This is a genomic window from Brevibacterium sp. 2SA (genome assembly GCF_005502845.1).
GTDB lineage: Bacteria > Actinomycetota > Actinomycetes > Actinomycetales > Brevibacteriaceae > Brevibacterium.
Genome location: NZ_SCMW01000080.1, coordinates 1 through 11,116 on the forward strand (window position 1 = coordinate 1; position 11,116 = coordinate 11,116).

Genomic DNA, 11,116 nt, shown 5'->3' on the forward strand with positions numbered 1-11,116 from the left:
GCTCGGCGGGGTGCGGTCACAGGACCAAATCTACCCGGCGGCGCCCTCCACTTCGCGGACGATCGGCAGCTCGCACGTCGTCGGTGCGTGCTGCCGGTAGCCGGAGAGGAATTCGCCGAGGCGGTCGATCGACTCGGTGAGCACGTCGACCGACGGCAGCGTGACGAGACGGAAGTGATCGGGCCGCGACCAGTTGAACGCGGTGCCGTGGGAGACGAGGATCTTCTGCTCGCGCAGCAGATCGAGGGCGAACTGCTCGTCGTCGGTGATCCCGAACTTCTCGGTGTCGAGCTTCGCGAAGAGGTAGAGCGCCCCGTCGGCGCGTTCGGCGCTGACGCCGTCGATCGAGTTGAGGCCCTCATGGGCGACGGTCATCTGCTCGCCGAGGCGGCCGGTCGGCAGCACGAGATCCTCGATCGACTGCTTGCCGCCGAGCGCCGCCTGGATCGCGTGCTGAGCGGGCACGTTCGCGCACATCCGCATGTTCGCAAGCAGGGTGATGCCCTCGATGTAGCTCTTCGCCTCGGCGAGGGGTCCGGTGATCGCGAGCCACCCCGCCCGGTAGCCGGCGATCCGGTAGGCCTTCGACAGTCCCGAGTAGGTCAGGCACAGCACGTCGTCGCCGGTCAGGGTCGCCATGTTGATCATCTCGACGCCGTTGTAGGTGATCTTCTCGTAGATCTCGTCGGCGAAGACGATGAGGTGGTGGCGGCGTGCGATGTCGGCGATCGCGGCCAGCGTCTCACGCGGGTAGACCGCACCAGTGGGGTTGTTCGGGTTGATGACGACGATGCCGCGCGTGCGCTCGGTGATCTTCGACTCGAGATCCTCGAGGTCGGGCAGCCAGCCGTTCTCGTCGTCGCAGAGGTAGTGCTTCGGGGTACCGCCGGACAGGGCCACCGAGGCGGTCCACAGCGGGTAGTCGGGACTGGGCACGAGGATCTCGTCACCGGGATTGCACAGGGCCTGCAGCGAGAGGGTGATGAGCTCGCTCACCCCGTTGCCGAGGAAGACCTCCCGCGTGTCGAGGTTGGTGATCCCCTTCGACTCGTAGTGCTGGACGACGGCTCGGCGCCCCGAGAGGATGCCGCGCGACTCCGAGTAGCCCTGCGCGACGGGCAGGTGACCGACGATGTCCTGGACGATCGTCTCAGGCGCTTCGAAACCGAACGGTGCGGGGTTGCCGATGTTGAGCTTGAGGATCGTGTGTCCCGCTGCCTCCATCGCCTCCGCCTCTTCGAGGACGGGACCCCGAATGTCATAGAGGACATTGGCCAGCTTCGACGACTGCCTGAACATGTGTGCCTTTCTTCGGCGACTGCTGCCTCTTCCACGCTAGGGCCCGGACCTGAGTGCTCCCGACCAAACAGAGGCGCGTTTCGAACACCTTTGTCCGCCCCGACGGACCGAAGTGCAGACCTTTGGGCAGCCGCTCGTGTCGTGCGGGGCGACCCGGCAGCGCCGCTGCCCGGCTGCCGGCAGGCGACTAAGCTGAGTACCGTGTCCGATCCTGCACCGCGCCGCCGCGGCCGCCCGCCGAAGTCCTCGCGCGGTGACGCGCGCCAGGCGATCGCGAAGGCCGCGGCCGACGAGTTCTCCGACCGCGGGTACGATGCGACGTCGATGCGCGGCATCGCCCGCCGCGCCGGCGTCGATCCGGCGCTCGTCCACCACTACTTCGAGTCGAAGGCTGCCCTCTTCGCCGAGGCGGTGAGACTGCCCGTGCGCCCCGACCGGATCGTCCGGCGCGCGCTCGACGCCCCGCTCGACCGCCTCGGCGAATCGATCGCCGGCACGGTGCTCACCGCCTGGGAGGACCCGAGGATCAGGCCGATCGGCATCACCCTGCTCAAATCCGTCATCGGCGGATCCGCGGCCGGCAGCCTGCTGCGGCAGTTCATGGTCCGGGAGCTCGGGTCGGCGATCACCGGCAAGCTCACCGCGGAGGGCATCGAATCCGCCGAGGCGGAGCTGCGGTCCTCGCTCGTGCTCAGTCAGATGGCCGGCGTGCTCATCATCCGCCACGTCGTCGCCCTCGAACCGCTCGCCTCGGCGCCGCTGCCGGAGGTCATCGCCCGGACCTCGCTGTCCGTGCAGCGGCACATCGACGGGAACACGCAGGTCAGCGACCCGGACCGCGACGACGACGGTTCCCGCGACTGACCTTCCACGGTCGTACGGCAAGCCCGTCCGCGGTCGTGGGGCAAGCCCGTCCACGGTCGTGGGGCAAGCCCGTCCACGGTCGTGGGGCGAGCCCTTCCACGGCCATGCGGCGAGCAGTGCGCCGACGCGGATGGCAACTCGTACCCGCCGGATCGCGCCGATTCCGGACGGATTCCCCTTGACGGCTCCGACGAAGAGGCGTCTAATTCATCGTATGATGAATAATGTCATCGAGACCCGCGGCCTCACGGTCCGGCGCGGACGCACGACGGTCCTCGACCGGCTCGATCTCGACGTGCCGACGGGCGCGATCGTCGGCCTGCTCGGCCCCAGCGGCAGCGGCAAGACGACGCTCATGCGCGCGATCGTCGGCATGCAGATCACCCGCGGCGGCACCGTCACCGTGCTCGGTCGGCCCGCCGGATCGAGGGCGCTGCGCCATCGAGTCGGCTACATGACCCAGCAGGCGAGCATCTACGACGACCTCACCGTCGAGCAGAACCTCCGCTACTTCGCGCGCATCGTCGGCGCCCCGGCCGCGGATGCCGCCCGCGTCATCGAGCGCACCGGCCTGACCGGGCAGACGCGGCAGCTGGCCCGCACGCTCTCGGGCGGGCAGGCCAACCGCGTCTCCCTCGCCGCGGCGATGCTCGGCACCCCCGACCTCCTCATCCTCGACGAACCGACCGTCGGCCTCGACCCCGTCCTCCGGGCCGACCTCTGGGACATCTTCCGCCGGCTCGTCGACGACGGGGCGACGATCCTCGTCTCGAGCCACGTCATGGACGAGGCGACCCGGTGCGATCGGCTCCTCCTCATGCGCGACGGCAGCATCATCGCCGACACCACCCCGCCCGACCTCCTCGCCGCGACAGGTGCGGAGACCGCCGAGGATGCCTTCCTCACGATCATCGAACGCGATCGCGCCGGAGGCCACCACCTCCTCGGCGAGGTTACGAACGGTGCCGCGAACCACCGCAGGCCGTCGCGGCGACGCGGGCGCAGGCGATCCTCGAGCAGCGGTCGGGAACGATCCGCCGGCCGGGACGGAGGCACGCGATGACCGCCCAGCGCACGCTCGCCACCGCCGGGCGCGTCCTCCTCCAGATCGGTCACGATCCGCGCACGATCGCGCTCCTCCTCGTCGTGCCGAGCCTCCTCATCGGCCTCGTCGCGTGGATCTTCGACGAGACCGAGGTCTTCGCCGACATCGGCCCGGCGATGCTCGCGCTCTTCCCGTTCATCGTCATGTTCCTCGTCACGAGCATCTCCACCCTGCGCGAGCGTCGCAGCGGGACGCTGGAGCGGCTGCTGTCGATGCCGCTCGGCAAGGGTGACTTCATCCTCGGCTATACGCTCGCGTTCGGTCTCCTCGCCATCGTGCAGACGGCGATCGCCGGGACCTACGCGATCTGGGTGTGCGGACTCGAGATCGAGGGGTCGATGGTCCTGCTCTTCGTCGTCGCGATCGCCGATGCCCTCCTCGGCACCGCGCTCGGCCTGCTCGCCAGCGCGTTCGCGCGCACCGAGTTCCAGGTCGTCCAGTTCATGCCGGTGCTCGTCTTCCCGCAGATCCTCCTCGGCGGGATCTTCCTCGCCCGGGACCGGCTGCCCGAGGTGCTCGAGACCATCGGCGACTGGCTGCCGCTGTCGCACGCGATCGACGCGCTCACCGCCGTCGCCACGGGGTCCGAGGACGCCGACTGGGTGTGGCTGCGGATCCTCTTCATCGTCTGCTGGATCGTCGGGGCGATCATCGTCGGCTCGCTCACGCTGCGCCGTCGGACCCCGTGACAGCGCGCTCAGGCCCGCCTGCGGTCGGAGGCGAGCATCCCGAAGACGAGGGTGTCCGTCCACTCGCCCTTCGACCACCAGTCCCTGCGCAGGTGGGCTTCGCGTTTCATGCCGATGCGCTCGGCCAGCTTCGCCGAGGCGGTGTTCCGGGCATCCATCTGCGCGACGACCCGGCGCAGCTGAGCGTCGTCGAAGGCATGGTTGAGCACGGCGAGCGCCGCCTCCGAGGCGAAGCCGTGGCCGCCGGCAGCGGGGTTGAGCACCCAGCCGATCTCCGCCTTCGTCTCGTCCGCGGAGTCGAGCCAGATCGCGATGTCGCCGATGACGGTCGAGCCGGCGAAGTCCTCATGATCGTCGTCGGTCTCGATGACGAGGGCGAGTGCCTTCGACTCCCCGGCCAGCCCCGTGCGGGGGATCCGCTTGCCGATCTCGGTCCGCGCCACCTCGGCGGTCCAGGGGTCGCAGAGAAGGAACCGCGAGACGTCCTCGCGCGCATAGATCGGCAGCAGCGCCTCGGCGTCGGAGGGCTGGTAGGTGCGCAGGCGCAGCCGCGCGGTGCGGACGGTGAGCGCAGGGTCGGTCATGTCGTCTACCGAACCACGCCGCCACCCCCGGGTCAAGGTGCGCACATGGGGTGCATTCGGGATGGGGCATTCGTACCGAGGGGCCCGTACGGAGGGGTCCGTGACGGCGCACTCGGTCGGGGTGGGGCCTCGCCCCGGCCGACCCTGAGGCCGGGCGCTCGCCCCACCGTGCCCGGGCACTCGCCCCACCGTGCCTGGGCACGCGCCCCAGCTTCCCGGGCCACCTGCTCGCGGGAGCGCGAACGGCACGGTCGCCGACCCACAGCACGGGGAACCCGTGCCGCTGGCCGACGGCCGTGCCGTGAGCGGAGGCGTGAGCTGATTCGGCTCAGCCCGGACTCTGAGTCAGAGCGTCCTGCTGCTCAGATGTTGATGAGCTTGCGGCGCTGGGCGTAGCGGACGAGGGCGGTGCCGCCGATGATCGCGGCGACACCGAAGAAGATCGCCGCGCCGATCTCGACACCGGTGCGCGGGAGGGTGCCTCCGCCCTTGCCGGCGAGTCCGGGGCCCTGGTCGCCGCCGGAGGAGCCGTTGCCCTCGCCGCCGTCCGAGCCGCCGCCCGAGCCACCGGCTCCACCGGCGCCGTTCTCATCGGAGTTCCCGTTCGACTCATCGCCACCGGCGTCCGATCCGCCGGCATCGGCCGAGCCGTTCGACTCGTTCCCGCCGGCGTCAGCGGACCCCTCGGAGGTGCCGCTCGAGTCATCGGAGCCCGCGGGGTCGTCACCCGGGTCGCCGGGCACCTCGGCGTCGGGGTCGAGGCCGAGTCCGTCGAGGATCGTGAAGTGCGTGTCCGTCTGGTCGGTGAGTCCGACGACGTTCGCGGCACCGGGACCATAGGCGGCGATGCGCACCTGCGACCCGGTGTGGCTCTGCGAATTGCCCTCTTCGGCGGTGCCGTACGCGACGGTCATCGGGCTGCCGTCCTTCGTCTCCAGCGTGCGGCTCAGGCCCGGCGTCGTCGAACCCGTCTCGACGATCTGGCTCGTGTGGGCGTGGTCGGCGGTCGTGATGACGAGCGTCTCACCGTCCTGCTTCGCGAAGTCGAGAGCCGCGGTGACGGCCTCGTTGAGGTCGACGGTCTCACCGATCTGACCGCACGGGTTCGCCGCGTGGTTCTGCTTGTCGATGCTCGCGCCCTCGACCTGGAGGAAGAAGCCCTTGTCGTTGTCGAGGAGGTCGACGGCCTTGGTCGTCAGCGCCTCGAGGCTGGGCACGGCGGAGGTGCGCTCGGGGTTGTCCGTGCACTGCGCGGCCGGTTCGCCGCCACCGGTGCGGGTGGCCAGCGGGCCCTCCCAGCGGACGGGGAAGTTGCCCTCGGAGAAGAGGCCGAGGACGGGGGCGTCCTGGTTCGCCTCGGTCACCGCATCGAGTGAGGACGCGTCGTCGACGAGCTGGTAGCCGCGCTCCTCGGCCTGCTGGCGCAGGGTCTTGCCCTCCCAGTCACCGGCCTTCGCGGTCTGCTCGAAGGAGGCCGAGCCGCCGCCCAGAGTGACATCGGCGCGGGTGTTGAGGATCTGCTCGCTGATCGACCCGAGCCCGCCGTTCTCGAGGGCGGCCTCGGAGCAGTCCTGGCTCGTCTCCTCGGGGCCGTAGCAGCCGCGGGCGGAGATGTGCGAGGCCTGCGCGGCCGGAGTCGCATCCTGGATCTCAGAAGTTGAGACGTTTCCGGTCTTCAGGCCGTTCGCCCGGGCGATCTCGACGAGGGTCTTCTCCGGGGTGCCGTTGCGGTCGATGCCGAGCGCTCCGTTGTACGTCTTCACGCCCGAGGCCCAGCCGGTGGCGCTCGCCGCGGAGTCGGTGACGTAGTTGGGCTTGCCGGTGTCCCGGTCGACCGCGTACGTCGTGTAGCTGCCGGTCAGCGGCAGTTCGTCGATGCCGGAGAAGCGGCCGTTCGCGCCCTCGGCGTAGTTGCGGGCGACGGTGATCTCCGAATCGCCCATGCCGTCTCCGATGAGGAGGATGACGTTCTTCGCCCCGGCGTCCTCGATCGACTTCCGGATCGAGTCGGTCATGTCGCCGTCGAGCTGGCGGGCACCGCCGGGCTCATCGATGCCGGCCGCCGAGGCGGGGGCGGCGACACCGAAGAGCGCGAGGCTGAGCGCGCCGGTTGCTGCTGCGAGACGCAGAGTTCTCCTGGCCATGATTGTCCTTTCGGATCGTGGTGCGCGAGTGCGCGAATCTGCCATTCCAACCTACTCAGGGAACTCGCAGACTGTGTTGATCCGGGATGAAGGGCGCGTGAATTGCCCTGTCACATGACCACTATGCGGACGGCCGGCGGCGCGGTCATGACCGCCCGAGCACATGTCGGACCCGGCCGAGCGCTCGGGCCGGGTCCGGTCATGACCGGCCGAGCGCCTGCTTCCACGACACCTTCGGTCCCGACTTCAGGATCGACTGCTCGAAGATCCGGGTGGCCAGCAGCAGGGCGAGCAGCGTGGTGACCACGAGGATCGCGAGCGACACGAGCGGCTCCCACCAGGCGGTCGTGCCCATGAACACCCGCATCGGGACGGCGACGGCCGCGGAGAACGGAATGTAGCTGAGCACCGCCATGATCGACTCGTTGTCGGAGAAGAGGACGACGCCCATGTAGGGCAGGAGGATGAGCATCATGATCGGCGTGCTCGTCGACCCGAGGTCCTCCGAGCGGGAGACCATCGACGCGGCAGCCGCGTAGAGGGCGGCGATCATGACGAAGCCGACGACGAAGAGGGGGATGAACCACGCGATCGGGTCGGCGAGACGACCGAGGACGAGGTCGTTGCCGCTGATCGCGGCACCGACGAGCACCGCGACCGCGGTGAGCGCGACCTGCGCGAACGCGAGCACCGAGCACGCGATGACCTTGCCGAACATGATCGCCCGCGCCGAGGTGGAGGCGAGCAGGATCTCGACGATCCGCGACTGCTTCTCCTCGACGACCGATGAGGCGATCGTCATCCCGAACGTCATCGCCGAGGAGAGGAAGATCAGGCCGAGGCCGAGCCCGATGAAGCGGGTGAGCGCCGGGTCGGGGGCATTCGGGTCGAGGATGTCGACGGTCGGGGCGAGGCTGAGCGCACCGCTGAGCGACTCGGGTGCCGCCCGCAGGGCGATGATCGTCGTCCCGGTCGGTGAGTCGGCGGAGTCGACGACGGCCGCGACGACCTCTTCGCTGCGCACGAGCTCCTCGGCCTCCTCGGTGCTGCCGACGACGACCGGTTCGATGCCGTCGATGCTGGCCACGGAACCCGCCGAGGTGACCGCCACCTTGTCCGTCGAGGCGAACAGTGAGGGCAGCGACCCGGAGACGGCGACGAGCGCGCCGAAGAGGATGACCCCGAGCAGAGTGGAGAAGACGAAGGCCTTCGAGGTCAGCCGGACCATGATCTCGCGCTCGATGACGAGGCCGATCGCCGTGGTGAAGCTCGCCCGGGTCGTCGTCACCGGTGTCGAGAGATGGGTTCCGGGAATGGGCTGGTGGGCGCTCATGCCTGCGTGACCTCCTGGAAGAGACGATTGAGGGGAACGGAATGGGGTGCGAACGCGCGCACGGACGACAGGGCCATCGCCTGCCGGAGGACCGCCTCGGCGGCATCACCGTCAGGGGCGGAGAACCGCACCCACGTGCCGTCGAACTCGGCGACGTCGATGTCGGGAAGGTCCCGGACCCAGGCGAGATCCGCATCGGCCTCGAGGATCCACTCCGGGCGGCTGCGCTGCCTGCGCAGCTCGTCGGCGGTGCCGGTCGCGACGAGGCGGCCCTGGTTGATGATGACGAGATCGTCGACGAGGCGTTCGACGAGGTCGAGCTGATGACTCGAGAAGAGGACGGGAGCACCGGTGTCGGCGAAGTCGGTGAGCACGTCGAGGGTGCGTTCGACGGCGATCGGGTCGAGACCGGAGAACGGTTCGTCGAGGACGAGCGCGCGGGGGCGGTGGATGAGGGCTGCGGCGATCTGCACCTTCTGCTGGTTGCCGAGGCTGACCGATTCGAGCGTGTCCGTCGGCTTGCCGCTCAGGTCGAGCCGGTCGAGGAGTTCGAGACCGCGGCGCTTCGCCGAATGCCGGCTGAGGCCGTGGAAGCGGGCGAGGTAGACGAGCTGATCGATGATCGGCATCTTCGGGTAGAGCCCGCGCTCCTCGGGCATGTATCCGATGGCGCTGCGGTCGGTGGCGGTGATCGGCTGGCCGTCGACGGTGATGCGACCGGCATCGGCGGCGAGGACGCCGAGGAGGATCCGCATCGTCGTCGTCTTGCCTGAGCCGTTCGCGCCGACGAAACCGGTCATCCGGCCGTCGCCGATGGTGAACGAGAGGTCGTGGAGGACCTGCTTGTCGCCGAAGCTGCGTGCGATGTTCTCAAGCGTGATCATGCCTCAACGCTATGCGGGGACACGGTGCCCGCGGCTCACCCGGACGGGCGAAATCCGCCTCCTGCTGCCGGGGGAGCTGCCTGTGTCGCAGCGGACCCCGGCCGGTCGGGGCCGGCTGCGGCGCGTTCCGACTTCGCCGGGCCTGCGCTCAGCCCGTCTGCCCGGGCTGGGCTTGATCGATGAGGAGTCGGGCGAGGGTGACGGAGCGGTCGATGTCGACGTCGTCGAGCAGCGACGAGCCGGGGATGAGCGAACGCATGAGGAACGTGCCGACGAAGCTCTCCATGAGGGCGTCCGCTTCGACGTCGTCGAGGACGATCTCCCCGCGGGCGGCGGCGCGGTCGAGGATCTCGGTGAGCACCGCCATCCGCTGCGGCAGGAAGCCCTTGACGAAGGCGTCGGCCGCCTCGTCGGGGCCGTCGTGCATGTGGGCGAGCCACGCGGGCATCGCCGCGCGGACGAACGGATCGTTGAAGATCGCCGCCTGCTGGGCTTGGAAGGCGCGGAGGTCGCCGGCGAGAGTGCCGGTGGGCTCCGGGGTGTCGAGCGGGTGCCGCCGATCGACGAGCGCGGGGACGAGGTCGGCGACACTGGTGAAGCGGCGATAGAACGCGGGCTTGCTCGTGCCGGCGGAGGCGACGATCGCAGCGACCGTCGCCGCCCCGTAGCCCTGGTCGATGATGATCTGCGCCGCGGCATCGAGGATGCTCAGGTCGATCGAATCGTCGCGCGGCCGACCGGAGAATCGATTGGTGCTGATGTCGATCATCCTTCACATCGGTCGTGCGGTCGCAGAATTCGCTCTGACTGTAGCAGAGGAGAGGGGTGGGGTTGCCGGTTCTTTATCATTCCGTTACGCTACGTAACGAGCGGTGGCATACCATCCCGCTCACCCCTCATGAGCAGTGCTCGTGATCCATCCCCAATGGACGTGGAGGCAGGGCGCTGTGAACAGCAGCGCCCTGCTCCGTCCGTGGGTGAGGTGCCCTGTCGGATGAGGCGCATTGTGGGATGCGGAGCCCCGTGGGACGAGGCGCTCTGTGGGAGAAGCGCTCTGTGGGAGAAGCGCCGAGGCGGTCGTGTCCTCGGGGCGGGTGTCGGGGTGGTCATGTCGTCGGCGCGGACTCCCCGACGCGGACGACACCGTTCTCATACGCCCAGATGACAGCGTGTGTGCGATCGCGGATGCCGAGCTTGGCGAGCAGGTTCGACACGTGCGTCTTCACCGTGGCCTCGCCGAGGTGGAGCCGACCGGCGATCTCGGCATTGCTCAGGCCGGTGGCGAGGAGGCGGAGGACCTCCTGTTCGCGTTCGGTGAGGAGGTCGAGTGCGGGAGAGGGCTGCGCGGTCGCAGCCGGGGCGTGCACCGAGCGTTCGATGACGCGGCGCGTGACCTCGGGGGAGAGCAGGCCGTCCCCGCTGGCGAGGGCCTTGATGGCGTCGATGAGCTGTTCGGCCTCGGCGGTCTTGAGGAGGAAGCCGCCGGCCCCCGCGGCGAGCGCTTCGAAGAGGAAGTCGTCGCGATCGAAAGTCGTGAGCATGAGGACGGCGCTTCCGATGTCGCGCCGGACGATCTCCGCCGTGGCGGCGAGGCCGTCCATCACCGGCATCTGGACGTCCATGCAGATGACGTCGGGCGTGAGCTCGATGGCACGGTCGATCGCGATCTGCCCGTTCTGGGCTTCGCCGACGACGGCGATGCCGTCCTCGGATTCGAGGATCGTGCGGAAGCCGGTGCGGACCATCGACTGATCGTCGACGAGGAGGACTCTGATCATGCGTGCCGTGCCTTTGTGCTCGGGGGTGCGGTCGGGTTCGGAGGTGCGGTCGTCTCCGGCGGTGCGGTGGGGTTCGGGCTGTCCGGGGACGCGGGCGCCGAGGCGGCGCTGTCCGTGGTCTCGGCCGCAGGCGTTTGGTCTGCCATCGGCGTCGGAGAATTCGCGGTCGATGCAGAGATCTCAGGTGCGGTGATCTCGGGCGCGGTCGACGCCGTCGGGGGCGTTTCCGGGCGCGTGTAGGGGATTCGGGCGCGGACGAGCCAGCCGCCGCGTGACTTCGGACCCGCGTCGAGGGTGCCGCCGAGGGCGCTCATCCGCTCGCGCATCCCGACGATGCCGAGCCCCGTGCCCTGCGACCGGCCGGCACCGTCGGACTGTCCGGTGCCGGGTGACTGCCCGACCCCGGGTGACTGTCCGCCCCCGGGCGACTGCCCGC

Annotated in this window: 10 protein-coding genes and 1 pseudogene; 3 read left to right on the forward strand and 8 right to left on the reverse strand. The window is 69.5% G+C overall.

Going from position 1 to position 11,116, the window contains the following annotated elements; all coding sequences use genetic code 11:
• Positions 1 to 30: 30 nt before the first annotated feature.
• Positions 31 to 1,299, reverse strand: a complete 1,269-nt coding sequence (locus tag FFS20_RS16985; protein WP_137826964.1) for a pyridoxal phosphate-dependent aminotransferase — start codon at positions 1,297 to 1,299, stop codon at positions 31 to 33.
• A gap of 201 nt (positions 1,300 to 1,500) precedes the next feature.
• Between FFS20_RS16985 and FFS20_RS16990 the strand changes: the two genes are divergently transcribed.
• The 3 genes from FFS20_RS16990 (at position 1,501) to FFS20_RS17000 (ending at position 3,957) form a co-directional block, all read left to right on the forward strand.
• Complete coding sequence (locus FFS20_RS16990) at positions 1,501 to 2,163, forward strand: TetR family transcriptional regulator (protein WP_171007127.1); 663 nt, start codon at positions 1,501 to 1,503, stop codon at positions 2,161 to 2,163.
• 214 nt (positions 2,164 to 2,377) lie between these two features.
• On the forward strand, positions 2,378 to 3,226 hold the full coding sequence (locus FFS20_RS16995; protein WP_137826966.1) for an ABC transporter ATP-binding protein: 849 nt from the start codon (positions 2,378 to 2,380) through the stop codon (positions 3,224 to 3,226).
• Positions 3,223 to 3,957, forward strand: a complete 735-nt coding sequence (locus FFS20_RS17000; RefSeq protein WP_137826967.1) for an ABC transporter permease — start codon at positions 3,223 to 3,225, stop codon at positions 3,955 to 3,957. Before FFS20_RS16995 ends, FFS20_RS17000 begins: the two co-directional genes overlap by 4 nt.
• A gap of 8 nt (positions 3,958 to 3,965) precedes the next feature.
• Here the strand turns inward: FFS20_RS17000 and FFS20_RS17005 are convergent, their stop codons facing one another.
• The 7 genes and pseudogenes from FFS20_RS17005 to FFS20_RS18425 all read right to left on the reverse strand — a co-directional run.
• Entirely contained in the window at positions 3,966 to 4,541 is a 576-nt protein-coding gene (locus tag FFS20_RS17005) for a GNAT family protein (RefSeq protein ID WP_137826968.1), read from the reverse strand.
• A gap of 362 nt (positions 4,542 to 4,903) precedes the next feature.
• The gene (gene phoA / locus FFS20_RS17010) at positions 4,904 to 6,685 is read right to left on the reverse strand and encodes an alkaline phosphatase (RefSeq protein ID WP_137826969.1); all 1,782 of its coding nucleotides are present in this window, start codon (positions 6,683 to 6,685) and stop codon (positions 4,904 to 4,906) included.
• A gap of 199 nt (positions 6,686 to 6,884) precedes the next feature.
• A complete protein-coding gene (locus FFS20_RS17015; RefSeq protein WP_137826970.1) occupies positions 6,885 to 8,018 on the reverse strand; it encodes an ABC transporter permease in 1,134 nt (377 codons plus the stop codon).
• Positions 8,015 to 8,902 carry an ATP-binding cassette domain-containing protein gene (locus tag FFS20_RS17020; protein WP_137826971.1) on the reverse strand — a complete coding sequence of 296 codons (888 nt, stop codon included), beginning with the start codon at positions 8,900 to 8,902 and terminating at the stop codon, positions 8,015 to 8,017. Before FFS20_RS17020 ends, FFS20_RS17015 begins: the two co-directional genes overlap by 4 nt.
• A gap of 148 nt (positions 8,903 to 9,050) precedes the next feature.
• Positions 9,051 to 9,671 carry a TetR/AcrR family transcriptional regulator gene (locus tag FFS20_RS17025; RefSeq protein ID WP_137826972.1) on the reverse strand — a complete coding sequence of 207 codons (621 nt, stop codon included), beginning with the start codon at positions 9,669 to 9,671 and terminating at the stop codon, positions 9,051 to 9,053.
• Positions 9,672 to 10,008: 337 nt separating this feature from the next.
• Positions 10,009 to 10,680: a response regulator transcription factor gene (locus FFS20_RS17030; RefSeq protein WP_137826973.1), complete on the reverse strand. Its 672-nt coding sequence runs from the start codon at positions 10,678 to 10,680 to the stop codon at positions 10,009 to 10,011.
• Positions 10,677 to 11,116, reverse strand: a pseudogene (locus FFS20_RS18425) (hypothetical protein); the annotation flags it as partial. The pseudogene FFS20_RS18425 and the gene FFS20_RS17030, both read right to left, overlap by 4 nt.